Raw genomic sequence first — 23,094 nt, 5'->3', positions numbered from 1 at the left:
CGAGGGTCGGCGGCTGGCTGTCGAGCTCCTCCCAGTGGGGCGCGACCTCCTCGGCCACGAATTCGCCGATCAAGGTCGCGAAGTCGCGGTAGGTCTCGACGCCCTCGGCGACGCTGCTCGGGCCCAGGAGTAGACAGACCATGGCCAACTTCTTCGACGACAACGACGACCTGCGCTGGTACTTCGACCACGGACTCGACTGGGATCCGATCGTCCGCCTGGCCGAGTGGAACTTCCGCGCCGAAGACGGCCCGAGCAGCGTCGCCGAGGGCGTCGAGACCTACCGCGACTTCGCGACCTTGATCGGCGAATTCGTGGCCGAGGAGGTCGCGCCCCACTGGGAGGAGCTCGACAGCCAGCCGCCGACCCTCGTCGACGGCCAGGTCGTCCTCGGCGAGCGCATGCGCACGATCTTCGCGCGCATGAAGGAGCTCGACCTGCACTGGATGGCCGTGCCCCGCGAGTTCGGCGGCATGAACAGCGCGATGATCCTCTACATGATCGTGACCGAGCTGATGGCCCGGGGCGATCAGTCGGTCACGACCCACTTCGGCTTCCACGGCGGCCTCGCCATGGCCATGCTCGTGTTCTCGATCCGCGAGGGCAGCACCCGCTTCGACCCCGACAACGCCCAGATCGCGCAGACCCGATTTCAAGACTGGATCGAGGAGATCGGCGCGGGTGAGAGCTGGGGCGCGATGGACATCACCGAGCCCGACGCCGGCTCCGACATGGCCGCGCTGCGCTGCGTCGGCGAGCAAGACGAGGACGGCAACTGGTTCGTCAGCGGCCAGAAGATCTTCATCACCTCGGGCCACGGCCGCTTCCACTTCGTGATCGCCCGGACCGAGAAGCCCGAGAGCGGGGACAGCGAAGACGCCTACGCCGGGCTCGGCGGCCTGAGCTTCTTCCTGGTCCCGACCTACGAGGACACGCCCGAGGGCCGCACGCGCTTCGCCGAGGTCGACCGCGTCGAGGAGAAGATGGGCCACCACGCCTCGGCGACCTGCGCGATCAGCTTCGATCGCAGCCCCGCGCAGCTGCTCGGCGAGCGCGGCGAGGGCTTCAAGTACATGCTCACGCTGATGAACAACGCCCGGATCGGCGTGGGCTTCGAGGCGATCGGGCTGATGGAGGCGGCCTACCGCAAGGCCCTGGCCTACGCCCGCGAGCGGCCCTCGATGGGCAAGACGATCGATCAACACGAGATGATCGCCGACCTCCTCGACGAGATGCGGACCGAGGTCCAGGCCATCCGCGCGCTCGCGATGCACGCCGGCTACCACGAGGAGATCGCGACCAAGCTCGAGCTCGCCCGCGACCACATGCCCGAGCTCGCCCCGGTCCCCGTCAGCGAGCTCGACGCCGAGATCACCCGGCACAAGGCCGCCGCGCGCCGAGCGACGCCGCTGCTCAAGTACTTCGCCGGCGAGCGGGCCGTCGAGCACGCCAAGCGCTGCGTCCAGATCCACGGCGGCAACGGCTACATCAAGGAGTACGGGGCCGAGAAGCTGCTCCGCGACGCGATGATCCTGCCGATCTACGAGGGCACCAGCCAGATCCAGTCGCTGATGGCCATGAAAGACACCCTCGGCCTGGTCATGAAGGATCCCCAGGGCTTCGTCCGCGAGCTCGCCCAGGCTCGCTGGCGCGCGCTCTCGGCCCGCGATCCGCTCGAGCGCCGCGTCGCCAAGCTCCAGATCATCGCCCACGACGCGACGCAATTCCTGCTGCGCAAGACCGCAGCCGACAAGGTCCGCTCGCTGTCCGACAAACCCGTGTCACAGTGGAGCGAGGCCTTCCTCAAGGACTGGAACCCCAAGCGCGACTTCGCCTGGGCCATGCTCCACGCCGAGCGCCTGACCCGGATCCTCGTCGACGTGCAGATCGCCGAGATCCTCCTCGCCCAGGCCGTGGCCCACGACGAGCGCCGCGAGCTGTGTGAGCGCTGGCTCGACCGCGCCGAGCCCCGCGACCGCTACTTGCTCGACGAGATCACCACCACCGGTCGGCGCCTGCTCGCCGATCTGACCCGCAGGCGCGGCGCCGACGAGCGCGCCGCCGCCGAGTAGGCCCAAACCAAAGAGCGACTCCTCATGGCGCTACCGACCAAACACATCCGCAGCCAGGGTCCCGTGATCAAGATGCTCGGCGCCACGGCGCTCACGGCCTTGCGCCGCTCGATCACGGGCAGCGCCCCCAGCGGCCCAATCGAGGTCCCGAGCCCCGAGTTCCGCGCGACCCTCAGCCCGCGCCCGCGCGCGCTGATCCGCGACTACGTGCGCTTTTGCGGCGGCGATCCGAGCAGCTACAAGCACACGCTGCCGCCGCACCTGTGGCCCCAGTGGGGCTTCCCGCTCGCGGCCAAGACCCTCGTCGCGCTGCCCTACCCGATGTTCAAGGTCCTCAACGGCGGCTGCCGCGTCGAGGTCAAGGGGACCCTGGCCAACGACGAGCCGCTCGAGGTCAGCGCGCGCCTGGTCAACATCGACGAGAACGAGCGCCGCGCCGTGCTCGAGCAGCAGGTCGTGACCGGGACCGCCGCCAACCCCGAGGCGATCGTCGCGACGATGTACGCGATCGTCCCGCTGGCCAGGCCCGAGCGCGGCGGCGGCAACAAGGCCCGCAAGCAGCCCGAGCGCGTGCCCGTCGACGCCGAGGAGCTCGCGCGCTGGAAGCTCCCCGCCGACGCCGGGCTCGCGTTCGCGCTGCTGACCGGCGACTTCAACCCGGTCCACTGGATCCCCCCCTACGCCCGCGCCTTCGGGTTTCGCAACACGATCCTCCATGGCTTCGCGAGCATGGCCAAGGCCTGGGAGGGCCTGGTCCGCGCCCGCTACGGCGGCTCGCCGACGGCGATCCGCAGCTTTGACGTCAAGTTCACCAAGCCGCTGACCTTGCCCGCCAAGGTCGGCCTCTACCTGCAGACCGGCGAGGACCAGGACCAGGTCTGGATCGCCGCGGCCCCGGGCGCCTCGCCCTACCTCGCCGGCACCGTGCGCGGCTCGTTCGATCGCTGAAAACGAGACACACCATGAACGACATCCTGCTTCAACTCGGCAACAACCCCCAGGCCCGCCGCCTGGTCAAGACCCTCGGCCTCCCGCTCCCGATCCCGCAGACCCTGGCCCGGGCCAAGTCCGCGATCGAGGCGCGCCCGCTCCACGACTACGAGATCGCGGTCGGCGGCCACCGTGGCGAGGGCGAGTCGGCGCTGCTCGAGGTCCTGGCCAAGACCCTGACCAAGGCCGGCGCCTCGCCGCTGGTCGTCGGCGGCGTCGAGATCCCCCGGGCGTTTCGCGATCACGGCGACGCCTGGGGCCGCCCGCCCCGCGGGCTCCTGCTCGACGCCCTGCCCGACGAGCTGCGCCTCGACGCGATGGTCTTCGACGCCACGCAGATCACCGACGCCGCCGGCCTCCGCAGCCTCTACGAGTTCTTCCACCCGCTCGTGCGCAGCCTCGTCAAATGCGGCCGCGTGGTCCTGCTCGCCCGCCCGCCCGCGCTCGCGCCCAGCCCCGAGGCCGCCGGGGCCCAGGCCGCGGTCGAGGGCTTTTGTCGCTCGCTGGCCAAGGAGCTCGGCAAGCGCGGCTCGACCGCCAACCTGATCCATGTCGACGAGGAGGCCGAGCCCCTGATCGAGGGCCCGCTGCGCTTTTTGCTCTCCACGCGCAGCGCCTTCATCTCGGGTCAGCCGATCCACGTCAGCGCGCGGACCGTCGACGACGAGGCCCTCGCTGACTGGTCGCCGGCCCAGGTCCGCTCGCTCGAGGGCAAGGTCGCGCTCGTGACCGGGGCCGCCCGCGGGATCGGCAAGGCGACCGCCAAGCTGCTCGCCGACGAGGGCGCCCACGTCGTGTGCCTCGATCGCCCGGCCGACGACGAGCTGCTCAGCGCCGTCGCCCGCGAGATCGACGGGACCCCGCTGCTCGTCGACGTCAGCGACCCCGAGGCCCCGGCGCGGATCGCCCAGACCCTGCGCGAGGACCACGGCGGCGTCGACATCGTCGTCCACAACGCCGGCGTCACCCGCGACAAGACCCTCGCGCGGATGAAGCCCGAGCAGTGGGATCTGACCGTAGCGATCAACCTCGACGCGGTCGTGCGCATCAACGACGCGCTCCTCGCCGACGACGGCCCGCTGCTCGACGACGGCCGCGTGATCGTGCTCAGCTCGATCGCCGGGATCGCCGGCAACCTCGGCCAGACCAACTACTCGGCGACCAAGGCCGGGGTCATCGGCTACGTCCGCCGCCTCGCCGACGAGCTCGACGGCCGCGGCGTCACCGTCAACGCGATCGCCCCCGGCTTCATCGAGACCCGCCTGACCGCGGCGATCCCCGTGATGATCCGCGAGGTCGGCCGGCGCCTGTCGAGCCTCGGCCAGGGCGGGCTCCCGCGCGACATCGGCGACGCGATCACCTTCTTGGCGACGCCCGCGGCCCAGGGCCTGACCGCCAACGTCGTGCGCGTCTGCGGCCAGTCCTTCGTCGGCGCCTGATCTTCGCGGGGAATCAAGACCATGCCAGTTAGCAAGCAAGACCAACCAAAGCAGCGCGCCGTGATCGTGTCCGGCGTCCGCACTCCCTTCGTCAAGGCCTTCGCCGAGTTCCTCCCGCTCGACACCATCGCGCTCGGCGACGCCGCCGTCGCGGCGCTGCTCAAGCGGACCGAGCTCCCGCGCCGCGAGATCGACTCGATCGTGTGGGGCGGCGTGATCCTGCCGGGCTCGGCGCCCAACGTCGCCCGCGAGATCGCGCTCGATCTCGGCCTGCCGCCCTCGGTCGAGGGCATGACCTGCACCCGGGCCTGCGCCAGCGGCCTCCAGGCGATCACCCTGGCCGTCGCCGCGATCGAACGCGGCGAGGCCGACGTCGTCATCGCGGGCGGCTCGGACTCGACCTCCAACGCCGAGCTCAAGGTCCCGCAGAAGCTCGTCCGGACCCTCGGCCCGATGATGATGGGCCCCAACAAGGGCAAGGCCACGCCCCGCGACATGCTCGCCGTGCTCAGCCAGCTCACGCCGATCACCGATCTGCTCCCGCGGATCCCCAAGATCGCCGAGCGCACGACCGGCGAGATCATGGGCGAGAGCGCCGAGAAGATGGCCGTCCGCAACGAGATCAGCCGCCAGGCCCAGGACGAGTTCGCCGTCCGCAGCCACCACCGCGCCGCCGAGGCGATCGCCTCGGGCCGCTTCCGCGACGAGATCGCGCCGGTCGAGACCCCGAGCGGAAAGTGGGTCCACCAAGACACGATCGTCCGCGGCGACACCAGCGTCGAGAAGCTCGCCAAGCTGCGCCCGGTGTTCAGCCGCGACGGCAGCCTGACCGCGGGCAACTCCAGCCCCCTGACCGACGGCGCCTCGGCCGTCCTGATCATGAGCGAGGACAAGGCCAAGGCCCTCGGCTACACCGCCTTGGCCCGCTTCGCCTCGTGGTCCTACGTCGGCTGCGACCCCGCCGACCAGCTGCTGATGGGCCCCGCGCTGGCCATGCCCCAGGCGCTCGCCCGGGCCGGCTACGAGCTCGACGACATGGACCTCGTCGACATGCACGAGGCCTTCGCGGCCCAGGTCCTCAGCGTGCTCTCGATGCTCGCGAGCGACAACTTCGCCCGCGCCCGCCTCGGCCGCGACAAGGCCGTCGGCGAGATCGACCCGGCCAAGCTCAACATCCACGGCGGCTCCGTCGCGCTCGGGCATCCCTTCGGCGCGACCGGGGCCCGGATGGTCACGACCATGGCCAACGAGCTCCACCAAAGCGGCAAGGTCACGGCGCTGATCGGGATCTGCGCGGCCGGCGGGCTCGGGGCCGGGGCGGTGCTCGAGAACGCTGGGGCTTGAGGGCGGACCGTGCAACGATGGGCCGTCCCTCCCGTGGGACGCCCGTGGGACGCCCATGGCCCGACCGAGCACCGAGCGACCGCCCCGATGCGAGTCCGACCGAGAGCACGCCTTGCTGCGGCGGATGTGCGAGCGCGCCGAGGTCGAGTTCACCGAGTGGCAGTGCGCGCGGCTGCTGACCGAGTTCAAGCGCAACTTGTCCGAGGCGCAGTGGGCCTCGCTTCGTGACGACGGCCGCGTCGACAGCCCCGAGGCTGCCCTGAGCGCGCTGATCGTGTTCGGGTTCGAGAATCGTCGGCTCAAGCGCCTCCGCCTGCGCGGGCGGGGGCGCGACCGGGTCTGGGGCGAGGCCGCGCACAAGCGGCGGATGTCGGTGCTGCTGGGCTCGCGCGGCCGGAAGTGACGCGCAGCGCGAGCCACGGCGGTCTCTCGCCTGAGGCAATCTCGCGCGATTCGGTGTAGCGTGCGGCAGGCGAGGTCCCCATGCCCCTGCAGTGCACCGAGTCCGACATCCGCCGCTGGCGGGCCGCCAGCGTCGACGACATGAGCGTGGCCGCGCGGGTCGCCCGCGTCCGCAAGCGCAGCATCAAGACCGAGTCCAAGGTTCGCTTGCTGCGCCTGGCCCTCTCGATGGTCGACCTGACCACCCTCGAGGGAGCCGACAGCCCCGAGCGCGTCCGCGGCCTGTGCCACAAGGCCCTGCGCCCCCACCCGCCGATGCCCGAGCTGCCCAGCTGCGCGGCCGTGTGCGTGTACCCGACCATGGTCGCGACGGCCCGCGCGGTCCTCGGCGCTGACAGCCCGGTCAAGCTCGCCGCCGTCGCCACGGCCTTCCCCTCGGGCCAGCTGCCCCTCGCGCTCAAGGTTCAAGAGGTCCGCGAGACCGTCGCCGCGGGCGCCGACGAGATCGACATGGTCATCAACCGCGGGGCCTTCTTGAGCGGTGACTACGCCCGGGTGTTCGACGAGATTGTCGCGATCAAGGACGCCTGCGGCCCGGCCCACCTCAAGGTCATCCTCGAGACCGGCGAGCTCGGCACCCTCGACAACGTCGCCGCGGCCTCGCGCCTCGCGATGGCCGCGGGCGGCGACTTCATCAAGACCTCGACCGGCAAGATCCAGCCGGCCGCGACCCTCGAGGTCGCCCTGGTCATGTTCGAGGCGATCCGCGAGCACTTCCTCGAGACCGGGGTCCGCGTCGGCATGAAGCCGGCCGGCGGCATCCGCTCGGCCAAGCTCGCCCTCCACTACCTCGCGCTGCTCGCCGAGACCCTCGGCGCCGACTGGATGACGAACGAGTGGTTCCGCTTCGGCGCCAGCTCCCTCGTCAACGATCTGCTCCGCCAGCTGCTGTGGCGCGACGAGGGCTACTACCAGTCACCGCGCCGCTTCTCCGTCGACTGATCGTTCGCCCACGAGTCCCGACATGAACGATGTAAGCACCAAGCAAGATCCCAGGGCCCGCGAGCTCGCCCTCGCCGGGGCCCTCGAGCTCTCGCCCTCGATCGAAAAACACCCCGTCGAGATCCGCCCGCGCTACGGCCACTTCATCGCCGGGCGGTGGGTCGAAGGTCGCGACGAGGGCGTGTTCGAGACCGTCAACCCGGCCACGGCCAAGCCCCTGGCCCAGATCGCCGCCGCCGACGAGGCCGAGGTCGACGCCGCGGTCGCGGCCGCGCGCAAGGCCTACGACGAGGTCTGGTCGAAGCTCTCGGGCCTCGAGCGGGGCAAGTACCTGTTCCGCATCGCCCGGCGCCTGCAAGAGCGCGCCCGCGAATTCGCCACCCTCGAGACCACCGACAACGGCAAGCCGATCCGCGAGACCCGCGACGTCGACATCCCCCTGGTCGCCGCGCACTTCTTCTACTACGCGGGCTGGGCCGACAAGCTCGAGCACGCCGCCGCCGGTCGCAAGGTCGCCCCGCTCGGCGTCGCCGGCCAGATCATCCCGTGGAATTTCCCGCTCCTGATGCTGGCCTGGAAGATCGCCCCGGCCCTCGCAACCGGCAACACCGTGGTCCTCAAGCCGGCCGAGACCACGCCGCTGACCGCGGCGCTGTTTTGCGACGTGCTCCAAGAGGTCGGGCTGCCGCCGGGCGTCGTCAACATCGTCAACGGCGCGGGCGAGACCGGCGCGGCCCTGGTCAACCACCCGGGCATCGACAAGATCGCGTTCACGGGCAGCACCGAGGTCGGCCGCATCATCATGCGCTCGATCGCCGGGACCAAGAAGAAGGCCACGATGGAGCTCGGGGGCAAGGGCGCCAACATCGTGTTCGCCGACGCGGCCCTCGACCAGGCCGTCGAAGGCTGCGTCGACGGCATCTTCTTCAACCAGGGCCACGTGTGCTGCGCGGGCTCGCGGCTCCTGGTCGAGGAGTCGATCGCCGAGGACTTCGTCGCGCGCCTGCGCCGGCGGGTCTCGACCCTGCGGATCGGCGACCCGCTCGACAAGAACACCGACGTCGGGGCGATCAACTCCAAAGACCAGCACGGCATGATCGACCGCTACCTCGACATCGCCGCCCAGGAGGGCGCGAAGGTCTGGCAGGGCGCCGCCTGCGAGCTGCCCTCGACCGGCTACTACCACCTGCCGACGATCCTGACCGGGGTCCAGCAGACCGACACCGTCGTGCGCGAAGAGATCTTCGGCCCGGTGCTCTCGGTCCTGACCTTCCGAACCCCCGCCGAGGCGATCAAGAAGGCCAACGACACCGAGTACGGCCTCGCCTGCGGGGTCTGGTCCGAGAAGACCTCGAAGCTGTTTCGCACCGCCCACGCGCTCAACTGCGGCGTGGTCTGGGCCAACGGCTACAACCTCTTCGATCCGAGCTCGCCCTTCGGCGGCGTGCGCCACTCGGGCTTCGGCCGCGAGGGCGGGATCGCCGGGCTGTGGCCCTACATGCAGGAGGTCGCGCGATGATCGGCCCAAGCCAGACCAGGATCCTGGTCGAGAAGACCATCAAGCTCTACGTCGGCGGCAAGTTCATTCGCTCCGAGTCCGGCCGCGTCGATCGCATCACGCCGACCAGGCCCCCAACCGACAACGCCGGGGCCGACCCGAGGGATATCTACGTGTGCCGAGCCAGCCGCAAAGACTTTCGTGACGCGATGGAGCTGGCCCGCAAGGCCCAGGCGGGCTGGGCCGGGCGCTCGGGCTACAACCGCGGCCAGATCCTCTACCGCCTCGCCGAGATGCTCGAGGACCGCGCCGAGGCCTTCCCCGTCGCGCGCGAGCAGGTCCACGCGGCCGTCGATCGGGTCGTGCACCACGCCGGGTGGTCCGACAAGATCAGCTCGCTGCTCTCCTCGCTCAACCCCGTGGCCACGGCCCACGTCAACTACTCGATGCTGCGGCCCGTCGGGGTCGTGGTCGCGCTGCCGGATCCCGCCGACGGGCTGCTCGGCATGGTCGAGGCCCTGTCCGCGGCCACGGTCATGGGCAACACGGTCCACCTGTTCGTGCCCCTCGAGTCCGGCGAGCTCGCGGCGGCCCTGTCCGAGGCGCTCGCGACCTGCGACATGCCCGGAGGCGTCGTCAACGTCCTGACCACTGACGTCACAGGCCTGCTCGAGTGGGCCAACCACCACGACGACCTCGACGCGATCTACCTGGCCGCGGCCGCGATCGACGACGACGCGCTGAAGGCCACCCAGCTCGAGGCCGCCCGAGTCATGCGCCGCCTGATCCTCGTCGACGGTGCCGCGCAGCCGGCCTCAGCGCTGACCTTGCAGCGCCTCGCGGAGGTCAAGACCGTGTGGATGAGCAGCTGAGGGCTGCGCAGCTGCGGGCTGCGCCAAGCACCAGAGGACTAGCAGCCCGGGGTGCAATGCATCGTGTCGCCTCGCGCCGGAATCTTCGCCGAAGGCGCGAAGCCAAAACGCCGCTGTACCGGGCGTACTGCAAGTTTTGGCGACAAAGCCCTCGGCGAAGAGGCCAAGCGAGGCGGCGCGAGGCGTTGCACCCCGGGCTGCTAGCCCTGTTTGGCGGCCGCGTCATCGAGGTCGGCTTGGCGGAGCTGGCGGAGCTCCTCGACGATCTCGTAGGCGCGCTCTTGCGTCCGCAGGTGATCGCTCCAGTCGGTGCCGTCGCGATTGGACGCGAACAGCTTGAACACGAGCTCGAAGGGGGTCGAGCCCGGAGTCATCCGCCACAGCGCATGAAAGCCGAGCCCGTCGGATAGACGATCAACCTGGAAGCCCATGTCGCCGAAGCTCTCGGCGACCCCGAGCTGGCGCTCGAAGTCCCGCGCGGCCTGACGACGCTGGAAGGAGTTGAGCTCGTCGACGAGCTTCTCGAGCTCCTTGAACTTGCGCTTGAACTGGCGCGAGCGCGGGACCTTGGCGGCCTCGTCGAAGGTCAGCTGATCGTGGGTGTTCATGTCGTAGAGCATCGACTCGGCGTCCTGCGTCCACGGCTCGTGGGCGTCGGCGTAGACCAGCCAGATCCAGCGCTGGTAGAGGCGCAGCGAGGGCGTCGGGCTCGGGCCGCGCAAGGGGTGCTGGGGATCGGCGAGGGCCTCCGCCTGCGAGCCTGGGCGCGCGTCCTTGATCCGCGAGGCGAGCTTGGCGTCGGTCGACATGACCAGGCGATCGCCGACCAGCGCGAGGTCGACATCGTGCCATTGCGGGACCTGCAGCACCCAGCCGTCGCCGCGCCTGGCCTGAGTCAGCACCCCGCCGAAGCGCTTGGCCCGGGCGAGGTCATCGAGGATCTCGCGTATCGCGTCGGGCTTGGACAGCTCGGCGTAGGCCGCGAGCCCCAGACTCTTGTCGACCTCGGACAGCCGCTTGGGGTTGGGCTTGCCGTGCTCGGTCAGCATCAGCCCGCCCGCGCCGGTCAGGGCCGGGATCAGGTCGCCGAGCACGTCGACGCCGAGCTCCGCGAGCACCTCGCGGTTGATCGACTCGAGGCTCTCCCCCTCGGCCCGCGCGAAGAGCTCGACGAGCCCGACGAGGGCCTGCATGTTCACGCGCCCGTCGACCGCCGTCATCGGCGGCTCATCGATCGCGCTCAGCAGCGGCGACTCGGACTCCGTCGGCACGAAGAGCTCGCGGAGCAGGGCCTCCCCCGGGATCAGCGCCCGCCCGTGGGCCTCGATCGCGCCATCGCGCAGATCGGCCGCGGCCACGAACGCAGCGATCGGCCCGAGCAGCCCCCGGGCCAGCTCGCGCCGACCGACCCGCGCCGCCTCCCGCTCCTGCTCCCAGCGCCGCTCTTCCTCGACGAGGCGCTCGAGCTCGCGGATCTCCTCCGCCGACGCCCCGGTCGCGCGGGCGCGATCGAGCTCGTCCTCGGCGTGGGTCAGGCCGTAGTTGCTCTCGCGCAGCCCGGCTTCGCGCTCGATCTGATCGAGCAGCCCGTTGGGCGAGACGAAGATCAGGCCATCGTCGGCGTCCTCGATCTGCTCGCGGGCCCACGAGAAGCCCTCGGTGTGGCTCAGGGCCTCGCGGGGATCGATCGTCGCAACCGTCGCCGCGTAGTCCCGGACCGCGCGCTCCGGGCGATCGACGAACACCATGACCGCCACGCCCTCGCGCAAGATCACGCTGAGCTCGTCGCCGATCCGGTAGACCCGACCGTGGCCGACGTCGGCCGAGGCCAGCTCGTCGCGCTTGTGGATCGCCTCCGAGACCTTGACGATGAACTCCTCGCACTTGGCCTGATCCGAGACGCTCACGTAGACGAAGAAGCCCTGGGCCTCGACGTCGAGCAGCCCGATGCCCGCGGGGCCGTGGCTGTCGAGGCCGACTTGCTGCCACTGCGTCGCGTCGAGCAGGTCGACGCCGATCTCCGCGCGCAGCGCCCCCCGGGCGGCGTTGAACTCCCGGTAGTTGTCGAGCGAGGTCAACAGGTCGAGGACCGCGGCCGGATCGATCGCCTCGGCGAGCGCCGAGACATCGGCCGGCAGCAGGTCGACCGGCCCCTCGACCGGCAGGGGCTCGAGTGTCTGTGCCGCCTCACCCGAGCTGGACGCCCCGTCGACCGGCTGAACCACCTGATCGATCGGCAGCCGGCTCGACGGCGCTCGACAGGCGACCAGGCCGAGCCCAACGAACGAGGACAGCAAGACCGCCGGCGCGTGGGCGTGAGCTTTGAATTTCTTGGCGAGGAACATCGCGGGCCGAGTCTACGGCGCCGACGCCGAAATATGGCCTGGACATCTGCGGGAATGAACTCGAGGGGTCGCTGTCTCGGGAGCCCAACCCGGAGCCAACCCCGGGGATGAGTCACGCCATGAACCAACGACTGTACCGATCCAACAACGAGCGCATGCTTCTGGGTGTCTGCGGCGGCATCGCCGAACGCTTTGGGCTCGATCCCACCCTCGTCCGCCTCGCCTTCGCGCTGTTGTTCTTCACCGGGCCCGGGCTGATCGTCTATCTCATCTCGGCACTCATCATCCCCCGGGCTCCAGAGCTCGGCGCAGGCGCGCAGATGCGCGCCATCCAGCACGGCCGCAGCTCTTCGCTGTCCCAGCGATGATCGCGATCGCTGCGTAGGCATTTTCACGCAAAATGCGCGCAAAATCGAGCGTTCAATGTCACAGCGTTGATTTCCCTCGGTTTTTCAGTGTGAATTTTTCTTCGCATGTGACTAGACCAGTGTTGTAAATCGTGTACAGTAGAGGTCGTGAGCTCTCGCAAGATACTGTGTGCCGTATCACTTTGTGCGTTGTTGGCCACGATCACAGGCGTCGTCGTCGCCTCCGACGTCCGCGCTGGCCAGCTCGATGATCTCGACCTCCCGGTCGGGACGGTCGTGGTCGACCAAGACACCCTCGACCAGGCCGGCGCCTTCGACGGCGAGTTTGTGTTTGCTGGCGGCCAGAAGGAGCGCGACGGGGTCGACGCCGCGATCGAGACCTCGGTCGCCGCGCTCAGCCCGATGCTCCGCAAGCTCGGCCGCAAGCGCCTCCAGGAGTCCAACCCCGTGTTCGCCAGCTTGTCGATCAGCGTCGACGGCGACAGCGCCGAGATCGCCTTCGACAACGACAGCCACGAAGCCAAGCTCGACGGGACGCCGATCAAGGCCAAGTCGAAAGACGGCGAGAAGGTCAAGGTCAGCCACCGCATGCGCGGGACCAAGCTGACGCAGCTGCTCGACGGCGTCGGCGGAGATCGCCTCAACGAGTTCCGGCTCAGCGACGACGGCAAGCGCGTGACCGTGAAGGTCAAGATCATCTCGGGCCATCTGCCCGTGCCCGTCGAGTACCGCCTGACCTACAAGCGCAAGTGAAGTCAGGGGCCGCCCGAGAGCAGCACGTAGCCAACCGGGATCGCTACCCCAGCCAAGACCAGCACCCACCCGCGCCCGGCCATGCCCTTCTTGCCTGGCAGCATCAGCATGCCCGAGGTCGCGAGGAAGAGCAGCAGCACCGCGTAGCCATCGGCGACCACGGTCCACGCCTTCTTGCCGCGGTTGAGGTGAAGCCAGTTGGCCAGGCGCAGCAATCGGCGCTCGTCCTGACCGCGATCCAAGATCGTCATCGCCTCGCCGTTGACGTAGAGCGAGCGATCTTCGAGCTGGATCTCGAGCTCCTGATCGTACAGGAACACGTCGCTCGGTTGCTCGTCGATGCCGAGCTGGTCGAGGACCGCGCGCGCGGCCTCCTGCTCGTCCTCGGCCAGCGGCGCCGCGAGCTCGTGGGTCCGCTCGAACTGGGTGTAGTTGGGATCCCAGTCCTCGATGTGGTTGACCGCGAGGCCCGAGACTGCGTAGACGAAGGTCAGCCCGACGACGAGGTAGCCGAAGTCGCGATGCAGCGCGCGCAGCTGCGGCCGCCAGCGCCGGGGCTTGCGCTCGCGCGCGCGGGGGTGCTCGCCTGGATCTGGATCCGTCATGACCTCAACCGTAGCGCTGTTCGAGCCAGGGATCGGCGTGGTTGTGGTAGCCGCGGACCTCCCAGAACCCGGGCTCGTCACGCTCGACGAAGCGGATGCCCTCGAGCCACTTGGCGCTCTTCCAGAAGTACAGGCTCGGGACCAGCGAGCGGGCCGGGGCGCCGTTGCGGCCCGCGAGCGACTCGCCCTCGTAGCGATGGGCGACGAGCGACTCGGGCGCGAGGGCGTCGGCGAGGCGGACGTTGGCGGTGTAGCCGTGGGCGGCCTCGAAGATCACGTGGCGGGCCGTCGGCCGCGGCCTGGCCCGCGCGGCCAGATCGGCGATCCGGACCCCCTGCCACGACGCGCCGAGCCGCGACCAACCGGTGACGCAGTGGACATCGAGGGCGAGCTCGGCCTGCGGCAGCGCGAGGAGCTCGGCGAAGTCGAGCTCGAACGGCGCGTCGACGGCTCCGTAGACTTTGAGCCGAAACGCCGACTTGCTCGAGTCGCCGCGCTGACCACCCATGGGCTTGAGCCGCTTGATGACCTTCTGGCCCGGCGGCAGGCGCGAGCGGCCATCGGGCAGGAGCTCGCGACGCGCGGCCTTGGTCTCTTCGTCGTCGGCGAGGAAGTAGTAGCCCCCGAGGGCCGCGACCGCCGTGCCCGCCGCGGCGAGCTTGATGAAGCGCCGCCGATCCTCCCGCCGACGCAGCTCCATCGAGGTCTCCTTCAAGTATGTCTTTTCGCCCGTCTTCACGTCGGTCGCTACGGCCAGTCTACGGTCCCGTGCGCGGGCCGGTTACTCGCGGCCCTCGTCGCCGGCGAGGATCGACCAGTGGACGCGGAGCTCTCGCGCGCCGGTCACGACCAATTCCTCGCGCCCGCCAAGCTCGAGGCCGTGGACCGCGAGGCCATGGCGGCTGTCCGTCCGCGGCTCGAGGTCCTCGATGACCCGGAGCAGAGCGCCGTCGGACGCGTCGAACACCGACACCCGCCCGACGCTGACCTTGCCGCCCACGGGCGTGCCTGGAGCCCCGACCACGATGACCTCGGGCGCGTCCCCGCCGAGCTCGACGACCGCCAAAGACGCGCCGAACTCGAGCTCGTCCGCCCCGGCCTCGAGCACCATGCTCGGCGAGTCCGGGAGCCCGTCGCCGAGGTTCTCGTAGACCCAGACGGCGCCCGCGCCCGGGGCCCCGACGAGCAGGTCGTCGTCGTCGTCGTCGCCGAGGTCGACGACCGTGAGCGTCGCCGCCGAGCCCGGCAGGCTCAGGCTCGCGCGGGCGCAGTCGTAGATCGGCGCGCCGACAGCCGAGACCCGGGGCGGATCGGCGACCGCGACGAAGACCACCGCGTCCCCGTCGAGGGCGAGCGCCGCCCGCTCCTGGCCCGCGAGCACGCGGCCCCCCGCGAGGGCCCTCGCGTCGAGATCGACACAGCGCGTCAGCCCCCAGCCCTCGACCGGATCGTCGTCGAACGCGGCCGGATCGGCGACGAGCGCCTGCTCGCGCGCGTCGACGTAGCTTTGGACCTCGGCTCCGAGCGCGTCCCAGATGAACAGCCCGCCCGCGCTGGCCGAAAGCAGCTCGGGCAAGCCCTCGTCGAGCTGCACGACCGCGAGCGCGCCGTTGAGAGCCACGGGCGGATCGGCGACCCACGGGTAGACCTCGACGTCGAGTTCGGCCGCGCTCACGCGGGTGAAGTCGGCGACGCCAAAGCGGACGATGCGATCCGGCGAGGTCTCGGTCGCGGCGACCCGGACCAGGCCCTCGGCGGGCTCGAGGCCAGGGCTGAGCGCGAGCCCGGTGAGCGTGGGCTGCTCGTGGCTTGCGAGGCTCGTCAGCTCGCTGAAGCTGGCGAAGCGCTGCTCGACGACGCCGCTCGGATCCACGCCAAACCAGCCGATCGCGCCGTCGCCAGCGCCAAACAGCACGCGCCCGGGCTGCCCTTGCGTGGCCGCGGCCGGGACCGTCAGCGCGACGCTCAGCTCCGCGTTGGCCTCGCCGGGCACCGCCACCACCACCGTCTGAACCGGCGCCGCGTCAGCCAGGGCCTCGAAGGCCCCCGGCAGACACCCGGGCCCGAGCGCCAGGAGCATGACCACGACCGAGGTCTCGCGCAGCCCCGCCATGGCTAAAACTCCACGACCCCCACGAGCCCGCCGCCTGTGGGCCCGAGGCTCGGCGCGAGCTGCCAGGCCAGGCTGCGTCGGCGCTTGTCGGCGCTCGACGGCGGCCCCGACTGACGGAGCAGATAGTAGAGGGTCAGCGCCCCGACGGCGGCCGTGACCCCGTACATCACCCCGCCGATCACCGCGTCGCGGCGCCCGTTGTCGATCCGGCGATCGTCCCGGTCGTACTGCCCGTAGCTTTGCAAGTCTGACGCGAGCGAGCGCCGGGTCTGATCCGAGCGGACCGTGAACACGATCGCCGCGGTCAAGCTCGACAGCGCGATCGCCCCCGTCACGATCGCGGGCGCGCGCGAGGTCGCGGGCGCGAGCGTCAGGTCGATCACGATCTCGTCGGCCTGGGCGACCTCGACTCCGAAGCTCAAGCCCTTGCTCCGACGCTTGCGGACCTCGAGCTGGTGCGCGCCCGGCTCGAGCTCCTCGCTGCACGGCAACACGCACAGCAGGGCGCCATCGAGGGAGACCGCCGCGCCCACGCTCGCCTCGTCTGTCGCGCGCAGCTCGAGCCGCGCGCCCTCGATCAGCTCGGGCTCGACCTGAAGGTTCAAGGTCTCGCCCGCGATGAGCTCGACCTCGCGCGACCACGGGCGATAGCCGGGGCCCTCGGCCGTGACTCGATAGCGGCCCGGCGAGAGCGGAGCACCAACCACGGGCGGAACGCCGAGCTCGATCACCGCCTGCGCACGGTCGAGCGGCTCCGCGCGCAGGACGATCGAGACCGCGCTGGTCGTGATCTTCAGCGAAGCGGGCCGCTCGGGCTCGGGGCTCGGCGGTCGCGGCTCCAGTTCGACGGTCGGAGGATCGAGGGCGGGCTCGACCGGCCCGGGCTCCGGCTCTGGCGGGGCCGCGCTCGCCGTAGCCGGCGTGAGACCCACCACCATGAAGATCGCTGCAGCCCGGCGCAAAAACAGTCTCCTCGCCCGGTAGTATACGCGCTCGACGGGCCTTGACTTCACGCCGACCGCCAGCGAGGGTCCAAAGCGATCCGCGGGCGCCAGACCCGAGCAAACGACCATGAATGAAGACACGTTGACGACCACCGCCCGCGCCCTCGTAGCCCCCAACAAGGGCATCCTAGCGGCCGACGAGAGCACCGGGACCATCGCCAAGCGGCTCGCCTCGATCAAGGTCGAGAACACCGAGGAGGCCCGCCGAAGCTACCGCCAGATGCTGCTCACGACCCCCGGCGCCGAGGCGTTCATCTCGGGCGTGATCATGTATCACGAGACCCTCGGCCAACGGACCGATGCGGGCGTGCCCTTCCCTGCCGCGCTCTCCGAGCGCGGCATCATCTCGGGCATCAAGGTCGACACCGGAGCCAAGCCGCTCGCGCTTCACAGCGACGAGAAGATCACCGAAGGCCTCGACGGTCTCCGCGATCGGCTCACCGACTACCGCGAGCGAGGCGCCCGCTTCGCCAAGTGGCGCGCCGTGATCACGATCGGCGACGGCACCCCCAGCGAGGCGTGCATCGTCGCCAACGCCCACGCCCTCGCCCGCTACGCCGCGCTGTGCCAGGAGGCCGAGCTCGTGCCGATCGTCGAGCCCGAGGTCCTGATGGACGGCGACCACAGCATCGATCGCTGCGAAGAGGTGACCGCCCGGACCCTCGGTGAGGTCTTCACCGCCCTGCGCCGCCACGACGTGCTGCTCGAGGGCATCCTGCTCAAGCCCAACATGGTCATCTCGGGCAAGGGCTGCGCGACCCAGGCCAAGGTCGACGAGGTCGCCCGTCGCACCGTCCGCTGTCTCCTTCGCCACGTGCCCGCCGCCGTGCCCGGCGTCGTGTTCTTGTCGGGCGGGCAGGACGACGTGACCGCGACCGCGCACCTCAACGCCATGAACCGCCTCCACGCCGACAACCCCTGGGAGCTCAGCTTCTCCTACGGCCGCGCGCTTCAGCAGTCTGCGCTCAGCGCCTGGGGCGGCAAGGCCGATCAGCTCGGCGCGGGCCAAAAAGCGTTCTTCCATCGGGCCAAGGCCAACTCGGCCGCCCGCAGCGGGCGCTGGGACGAAGGCCTCGAGAAGACCGCCGGAAAGGTCTGACTCAGGCCGAGGGCAAGTCCGACGCCCGAGCGCCGGACTTCCCCTCGCTGGCGTTGTCGTAGTAGCGGACCGTCGGGTAGGCGAAGTCGATGTCGTCGTGCTCGTAGAACGCGTCGAGGATGTCTTCCCAGATCTTCTCGGCGCTCAGGCGACGCTCGAAGGGCATGCACAGGTAGCGGAGCGTGAGCTTCACGCCGACGTTGTCGAGCGAGACGAACACCCGGGGCTCGATCGAGGCCGCGAGCAGGACGTAGTAGCGATCACCTCCGCGCAGATGCTCCTGGGAGGTCTCGCTCGGCGGCCTGCCGTGGACCGCCGCGATCTGGGTCATCAGCTCCTTGGCCGCGCGCCAGTCCGACTCGAAGGTCACGATGAGCTCCAGCTCGTTCCAGATCTGCTCGAACCACCCGCTGCTGTAGTTGGCCAGGACCTGGGTGAACACCAGCCCGTTGGGCGCCATCAGCAGCCGCCCGGTCCGATCATCGGCGTTCACCCAGTTGCCGATCTCCATCAGGCTGAAGGTCAGGACCCCCTGGTCGACGACGTCCCCCCGGTATTCGCCGATCTGGACGCGATCGCCGAGGCCAAAGGGTTTGCGCCAGACGATGAACAGCCACCCCGCGAGGTTCATGAGCGGGTCCTTGAGCGCGACCGCGATGCCTGCGGACACCAGGCCCACGACCGTCGCCAGCGACGAGAAGCTCTCGATCCAGATCCGTCCGACCAGCAAGAACGCGAACACGTAGACCGCGTAGGCCGTACCCTTGCGCCAGTGATAGTAGAACTTGGTCTTGTCTGTGCTGCTGCTGGTGCTCTTCTCACCGCGGCGGGCGACGATGCGCAGGATCAACACGCGCACGGCCCACAGCGCGACGAGCGTGACGACCGTCGACAGCACCCGCTCCTGGGCCGCCGAGCTCAGCCCGGTCACCTCTTGAACCCACTGATCGAGTCCTTCGAGCAATTCGCCCACGCGCCCAGGGTGCCCGATCAGCCCGTCGTCGTCGAGCGCGGAGGCCTGCGACCACACAGCGGGCAGCGCTCGTCGTCGACCGCGCGCAGTAGCCAGCCGCAGTTGGAGCAGGGCTGCCCGTCGACGACAGGGCTCGGTCGACCGCGACTCGCCTCGACCTCGACGCCGAAGTGCTCGAACAGATCGCCGGAGCCGCCGCCCTCCGGAGCCGCTGGCGCCGGTTCGGCCCGAGGCGGCGCCAGCGGACGACGTGACATCACCCTCGACTCTAGCAGATCTGCTCCGATGAGGGCCCGGTGGGTTTCGAACCCACGACCTAGCAGCCCGTGGTGCAATGCATCGTGTCGCCTCGCGCCGGAATGTTCGCCGAGGGCGCGAAGCCAAAACGCCGCTGTACCGGGCGTACTGCAAGTTTTGGCGACAAAGCCCTCGGCGAAAAGGCCAAGCGAGGCGGCGCGAGGCATTGCACCACGGGCTGCTAGCATCCCTCGCTCTGCCAGCTGAGCTACGGGCCCGTTCGTCATGAAGATGATGGTGATGGTGAGGAAGAGATGCGGCCCGCCACTTTGGGGCGGCGGACCGACCGTTCAAACCACTCGTGAACTCGAATTCCGAACCGAAACATGACCACTCCTCGAACTAATGATCCCGCGAGAGGGACTCGAACCCCCGTCTTCCGGGCTTCAACCGAACGCTTGAACCATCTCAGCTATCGCGGGTAGTGCCCCGACCACCATGGCCGGGGCAGGGCCTCCCGAGCCACCTTGGCTCGGCGAGGCCCGCGTTATTCGCTACACTTCTCCATGTTTTTTTGCTCCTTTCTGGGATTGACCGCGCAGCGGCCGATTGCTCGGGCGCGCGGCCTGGGGCTCGATGAGCCCAGTACTGGGGGCGGGAGTCGAACCCGCGTGAGCCGGATCATGAGTCCGGTGCCTCGCCTCTCGGCCACCCCAGCGTATGCATGAGTTCTCCATCGTCGCCAAGACTCGGGCCTGCGGCCCGATGACTGGATTTTTAGACCCTCCTGGAATCGAACCAGATCCTCCGCCGAGTCAAAGCGGCGCTCGTCCAATGAGCTAGCAGCCCGGGGTGCTAAGGGTCTGGGGAGACAAGCTGACAATCTGGGCCAGACCGGAGTCGAACCGGCATTTCTCGCTCATCAGACGAGTGTTCTCACCGTTGAACGACTGGCCGGTGAGGTCCGGTCAGCCCGGCGCGATTGTTGCCTGAGGCTCAGACACCAAGAAACGCTCGGCGCGACCGCACAGCTGCGCGGGCAATGACAACGCGAGCGCGGGCTCGGTTCATCACTCGACGCGTGGTCACGATACCTTTCATGGCGTAGCTCCTACCCAGCACAGACGACGTACGTAGGCCCAGGGCCCACTTCTATCTTCAACCAACCGTCACACGAGGTGACGAATCTGGATGTAGCGCAGCTCCTGGGGGTGTCAAGCGCTGCGATCGAAAAATGTTCTCGCATGCTCCCCTGCCCCACAACCTGGCGAGCTCTCGCGGTACACTGCCCGCCGACGAGGTACCCCCCATGAAACAAACGATTCTCAAAGCGCTCTTGGTGGCCGTCCCGCTCACCCTCGCTGCCCCAGCCGCGGCCGCGCCGCCCGAGGACGCCGACGGTGAAGGTGGTGACGTCGCCGACGACATCAGTGATGAAGAGGCCCTCGATGACGACATCTTGATGGTCATCGATCTCCCGCTCGCGGCCGACGAGGCCCGCGACGCGGGCATCGAAGAAGGGGAGCTCGCCGAGGCCCTCGACGCCGCCGAGGAGGCCGCGGTCTCGCCCGGGACAATCGCAGAGATCCTCGACGACGAGGCCGAGGGGACCCGCGCGAAGGGCAAGCGCAAGGCCTTCGGGATGTGGGTCAAGCTGCAGATCTCGCAGGGCGTGCGCGGCGAGGAGCTGGCCGAGAAGATCCGCGAGCGCAAGGAAGAGCTCGCCGACATGAGCGACGAGGAGAAGGCCGAGCTCGAGGCCAAGATCAAGGAGCTCGGCGAGAAGCATCGCAAGCGTCGCAAGATGATCCACGAGAAGCGCAAGCAGCTGCAGGAGGCGGGCAAAGAGATCCAGTTCGCCGGCAAGGAGCGCCACGCCAAGATGCTGGCCAAGGCCGAAAAGCGCCACGCCAAGGCCAAGCAGAAGTTCAAGAAGGCCAAGAAGGCCCACAAGATGGACGAGCGCGAGGACAAGATGGACGAGCGCGAGGACAAGATGGACGAGCGCAAGGACAAGATGGACGAGCGCAAGGACAAGATGGACGAGCGCAAGGACAAGATGGACGAGCGCAAGGACAAGATGGACGAGCGCAGGGACAAGATGGACAAGAAGGGCGGCCCCGGCGGCCCTGGCAAGCCTGGCAAGAAAGGTCCGAAGGGCCCGAAGGGCCCGAAAGGCCCGAAGTGAGGACCGGAGCCATGACCATGCGCACGATCATCACAACCACCTTGTTCGGCTTCGCCCTCGCGCTGACCGCCTGCGACAAGGAAGAGCCGGCCAAGACCGACACCCAAGCCAAGACCGACACCAAGACGGATGGTGGCGGCAAGGCCGACGGCGGCGAGAAGCCTGGCGACGACGACCCCGTCGAGGCGCCGAGCCTCGATCCCAAGGTCGAGCAGGCCGTCAACGTTGCCAACAGCATCGCCTCCGATCCCGGCGCCGCAGACTCGATCCTCGAGGAGGCAGGCCTGGACCGCCAGAGCTTCGAGGCGCTGCTCTACGAGATCGCCCGCGATCCCGAGCTGTCCAAGAGCTACGCCGTCGCCCGCGACGCCTGAGCCCGTCCAAGCTGCGAGCGAGGCGACGAGGGCCTGAAGGTCCCGTCGTCTCGCTCCGCGCCCCGCGGACGAGCGCCGCGGCGCTCCCCCAGATCGTCCAAGACCGCGAAACTACGGCGTTTTTTGGGTTCGGGGTGACGCTCCTGGCGGGCTTGCCTACGTTCTCGCTCTTGGCCCGCAAGAAGAAACAGCGGCAGCTCGGCGACGAGCTGATCGAAGACAACCGCAAGGCTCGGCACGAGTTCGAGGTCCTCGAGCAGATCGAGGCCGGGATCATGCTGCAAGGCAGCGAGGTCAAGTCGATCCGTGACCACCGCGTGAGCCTGAGGGAAGCGTTCTGCCAGTTCCGCGGAGACGAGCTGTTCCTGCTCCAGGCTCACATCGCCGAGTTCACCCAGGCTCACGCGCGCAACCACCCGCCCCTGCGCGCGCGCAAGCTGCTGCTCCACCGCCGCGAGCTCGATCGCCTGTTCGACGCCGTCAAGCAGCAAGGGCTGACGCTCATCCCGCTCGCCATGTACCTCAAGGATCGGCGCATCAAGGTCCTGATCGGCCTCGCGCGGGGCAAGAAGATCCATGACAAGCGCGCCGCGCTCAAGGAGCGCGAGCAGAAGCGAGAGATGGATCGGGCGATGCGTGAGCGGGACTGAGGTGGGCGTGGCGAACGACCAGCAGCGGGCCGCGCTCGAACAGCTCGATGGCCTGCTCGCGCTCGCCGACGCAGGCACGCTCGACGCCCCCGCCTGCGGTCAGCTGCTCGAGTTGTCGGCGCTCGTGCCAGGGCGCCTGCGCCGGGTCGTGGACACGCTCTCCCGCCAACGCCACGCCGCGGCCGTCGACGTCCTGCTCGGGCTCCCCGCTGACACCCGCGGCATCATCGAGGCCCTGTTCAGCGCGCTGCGCCACGGGGTCACGCGGACGCGCCCGGACGGGGCCGCGTTCCCGGCGATGATGGCCCTGGAGTTTCGGACCTCGACCTCCCGGCGCTTCCCCGCCCTGCGCGAGCGCGCGAGCGCTGCCTTCGGTCGGGACCTCGAGCGCATTCGCGTCGGCGGCAAGCTCCACTATCGACTCGCGCTGATCGACGACCCCACCCGCGAGCCGAGCCTGAGCGCCCGCGTGGCCCCGCTCGAGCTCGACATCGAACGCCTCCACCAAGACCTCGCCCGACTCCGCGGCGTTCGCCTGTGGCTCAACGGCTGGTGCTTCGACGACCACTCCAACATCCGCGCCCCCGCCCGGGCGCCGCTGTTGCGCGGCTGGCTCGAGTGGGCGCGCGAGCGCCAGCGCTAGCAGCCCGGGGTGCAATGCATCGTGTCGCCTCGCGCCGGATTTTTCGCCGAGGGCGCGAAGCCAAAACGCCGCTGTACCGGGCGTACTGCAAGTTTTGGCGACAAAGCCCTCGGCGAAAAGGCC

The 23,094-nt window shown here is 69.5% G+C and carries 22 protein-coding genes and 3 tRNA genes; 15 read left to right on the top strand and 10 right to left on the bottom strand.

Annotated features, from left to right (window positions below):
• Positions 1–140 precede the first annotated feature (140 nt).
• The 8 genes from ENSA5_RS14785 (at position 141) to ENSA5_RS14750 (ending at position 9,619) form a co-directional block, all read left to right on the top strand.
• A complete protein-coding gene (locus ENSA5_RS14785; RefSeq protein WP_106392303.1) occupies positions 141–2,072 on the top strand; it encodes an acyl-CoA dehydrogenase family protein in 1,932 nt (643 codons plus the stop codon).
• A gap of 24 nt (positions 2,073–2,096) precedes the next feature.
• A complete protein-coding gene (locus tag ENSA5_RS14780; RefSeq protein ID WP_106392302.1) occupies positions 2,097–3,020 on the top strand; it encodes a MaoC family dehydratase in 924 nt (307 codons plus the stop codon).
• 14 nt (positions 3,021–3,034) lie between these two features.
• Positions 3,035–4,501 (top strand): 3-oxoacyl-ACP reductase, encoded by a 1,467-nt coding sequence (locus ENSA5_RS14775; RefSeq protein ID WP_106392301.1) that lies wholly within the window; start codon positions 3,035–3,037, stop codon positions 4,499–4,501.
• Positions 4,502–4,522: 21 nt separating this feature from the next.
• On the top strand, positions 4,523–5,845 hold the full coding sequence (locus tag ENSA5_RS14770) for an acetyl-CoA C-acyltransferase (protein WP_106392300.1): 1,323 nt from the start codon (positions 4,523–4,525) through the stop codon (positions 5,843–5,845).
• Between the two features lie 55 nt (positions 5,846–5,900).
• Complete coding sequence (locus tag ENSA5_RS14765; protein ID WP_146155707.1) at positions 5,901–6,248, top strand: hypothetical protein; 348 nt, start codon at positions 5,901–5,903, stop codon at positions 6,246–6,248.
• Between the two features lie 80 nt (positions 6,249–6,328).
• Positions 6,329–7,249 (top strand): deoxyribose-phosphate aldolase, encoded by a 921-nt coding sequence (gene deoC / locus ENSA5_RS14760; RefSeq protein WP_106392298.1) that lies wholly within the window; start codon positions 6,329–6,331, stop codon positions 7,247–7,249.
• Positions 7,250–7,271: 22 nt separating this feature from the next.
• Positions 7,272–8,768: an aldehyde dehydrogenase family protein gene (locus tag ENSA5_RS14755; protein ID WP_106392297.1), complete on the top strand. Its 1,497-nt coding sequence runs from the start codon at positions 7,272–7,274 to the stop codon at positions 8,766–8,768.
• On the top strand, positions 8,765–9,619 hold the full coding sequence (locus ENSA5_RS14750; RefSeq protein WP_106392296.1) for an aldehyde dehydrogenase family protein: 855 nt from the start codon (positions 8,765–8,767) through the stop codon (positions 9,617–9,619). Before ENSA5_RS14755 ends, ENSA5_RS14750 begins: the two co-directional genes overlap by 4 nt.
• A gap of 200 nt (positions 9,620–9,819) precedes the next feature.
• Here ENSA5_RS14750 and ENSA5_RS14745 read toward each other — a convergent pair whose 3' ends face one another.
• Positions 9,820–11,964, bottom strand: a complete 2,145-nt coding sequence (locus ENSA5_RS14745) for a hypothetical protein (protein WP_106392295.1) — start codon at positions 11,962–11,964, stop codon at positions 9,820–9,822.
• Between the two features lie 119 nt (positions 11,965–12,083).
• Between ENSA5_RS14745 and ENSA5_RS14740 the strand changes: the two genes are divergently transcribed.
• Together ENSA5_RS14740 and ENSA5_RS14735 are read left to right on the top strand one after the other, a co-directional pair.
• Positions 12,084–12,332: a PspC domain-containing protein gene (locus ENSA5_RS14740; RefSeq protein WP_106392304.1), complete on the top strand. Its 249-nt coding sequence runs from the start codon at positions 12,084–12,086 to the stop codon at positions 12,330–12,332.
• Positions 12,333–12,524: 192 nt separating this feature from the next.
• Positions 12,525–13,085: a lipocalin/fatty acid-binding family protein gene (locus ENSA5_RS14735; protein WP_106392294.1), complete on the top strand. Its 561-nt coding sequence runs from the start codon at positions 12,525–12,527 to the stop codon at positions 13,083–13,085.
• Positions 13,086–13,087: 2 nt separating this feature from the next.
• Here the strand turns inward: ENSA5_RS14735 and ENSA5_RS14730 are convergent, their stop codons facing one another.
• The 4 genes from ENSA5_RS14730 to ENSA5_RS14715 all read right to left on the bottom strand — a co-directional run bounded on the left by ENSA5_RS14730 (position 13,088) and on the right by ENSA5_RS14715 (position 16,735).
• Positions 13,088–13,690, bottom strand: coding sequence for a PepSY-associated TM helix domain-containing protein (locus ENSA5_RS14730; RefSeq protein WP_106392293.1), 603 nt, complete (start codon positions 13,688–13,690; stop codon positions 13,088–13,090).
• A gap of 4 nt (positions 13,691–13,694) precedes the next feature.
• On the bottom strand, positions 13,695–14,405 hold the full coding sequence (locus ENSA5_RS14725) for a molybdopterin-dependent oxidoreductase (RefSeq protein ID WP_258182857.1): 711 nt from the start codon (positions 14,403–14,405) through the stop codon (positions 13,695–13,697).
• A 66-nt stretch (positions 14,406–14,471) separates the two neighbouring features.
• Positions 14,472–15,803, bottom strand: coding sequence for a hypothetical protein (locus ENSA5_RS14720; protein ID WP_106392291.1), 1,332 nt, complete (start codon positions 15,801–15,803; stop codon positions 14,472–14,474).
• A gap of 2 nt (positions 15,804–15,805) precedes the next feature.
• The gene (locus ENSA5_RS14715; RefSeq protein ID WP_146155706.1) at positions 15,806–16,735 is read right to left on the bottom strand and encodes a PEGA domain-containing protein; all 930 of its coding nucleotides are present in this window, start codon (positions 16,733–16,735) and stop codon (positions 15,806–15,808) included.
• A 139-nt stretch (positions 16,736–16,874) separates the two neighbouring features.
• Between ENSA5_RS14715 and ENSA5_RS14710 the strand changes: the two genes are divergently transcribed.
• A complete protein-coding gene (locus ENSA5_RS14710; RefSeq protein ID WP_106392289.1) occupies positions 16,875–17,906 on the top strand; it encodes a class I fructose-bisphosphate aldolase in 1,032 nt (343 codons plus the stop codon).
• Position 17,907: 1 nt separating this feature from the next.
• Here the strand turns inward: ENSA5_RS14710 and ENSA5_RS37680 are convergent, their stop codons facing one another.
• From ENSA5_RS37680 to ENSA5_RS14690, 5 genes are all read right to left on the bottom strand, one after another.
• Positions 17,908–18,879 (bottom strand): mechanosensitive ion channel family protein, encoded by a 972-nt coding sequence (locus ENSA5_RS37680; RefSeq protein ID WP_181197757.1) that lies wholly within the window; start codon positions 18,877–18,879, stop codon positions 17,908–17,910.
• Between the two features lie 17 nt (positions 18,880–18,896).
• Positions 18,897–19,136 carry a hypothetical protein gene (locus ENSA5_RS37675; protein WP_181197756.1) on the bottom strand — a complete coding sequence of 80 codons (240 nt, stop codon included), beginning with the start codon at positions 19,134–19,136 and terminating at the stop codon, positions 18,897–18,899.
• A 389-nt stretch (positions 19,137–19,525) separates the two neighbouring features.
• Positions 19,526–19,598 (bottom strand) — tRNA-Phe (locus ENSA5_RS14700).
• A gap of 164 nt (positions 19,599–19,762) precedes the next feature.
• Positions 19,763–19,834 (bottom strand) — tRNA-Met (locus ENSA5_RS14695).
• Positions 19,835–20,001: 167 nt separating this feature from the next.
• A tRNA-Ile gene (locus ENSA5_RS14690) sits at positions 20,002–20,072 on the bottom strand.
• A 353-nt stretch (positions 20,073–20,425) separates the two neighbouring features.
• Between ENSA5_RS14690 and ENSA5_RS14685 the strand changes: the two genes are divergently transcribed.
• The 4 genes from ENSA5_RS14685 (at position 20,426) to ENSA5_RS14670 (ending at position 22,971) form a co-directional block, all read left to right on the top strand.
• Entirely contained in the window at positions 20,426–21,304 is an 879-nt protein-coding gene (locus ENSA5_RS14685; RefSeq protein WP_106392287.1) for a hypothetical protein, read from the top strand.
• 11 nt (positions 21,305–21,315) lie between these two features.
• Complete coding sequence (locus ENSA5_RS14680) at positions 21,316–21,678, top strand: hypothetical protein (protein WP_106392286.1); 363 nt, start codon at positions 21,316–21,318, stop codon at positions 21,676–21,678.
• A 152-nt stretch (positions 21,679–21,830) separates the two neighbouring features.
• A complete protein-coding gene (gene smpB, locus ENSA5_RS14675; protein ID WP_258182856.1) occupies positions 21,831–22,328 on the top strand; it encodes an SsrA-binding protein SmpB in 498 nt (165 codons plus the stop codon).
• Between the two features lie 7 nt (positions 22,329–22,335).
• On the top strand, positions 22,336–22,971 hold the full coding sequence (locus ENSA5_RS14670; RefSeq protein WP_146155705.1) for a hypothetical protein: 636 nt from the start codon (positions 22,336–22,338) through the stop codon (positions 22,969–22,971).
• Positions 22,972–23,094: the final 123 nt, after the last annotated feature.

This window comes from Enhygromyxa salina (assembly GCF_002994615.1).
Taxonomy (GTDB): Bacteria; Myxococcota_A; Polyangia; order Nannocystales; family Nannocystaceae; genus Plesiocystis; species Plesiocystis salina_A.
The sequence above is the reverse complement of the archived record's forward strand: the minus strand, read 5'-3'. Positions and strand labels throughout refer to the sequence as shown.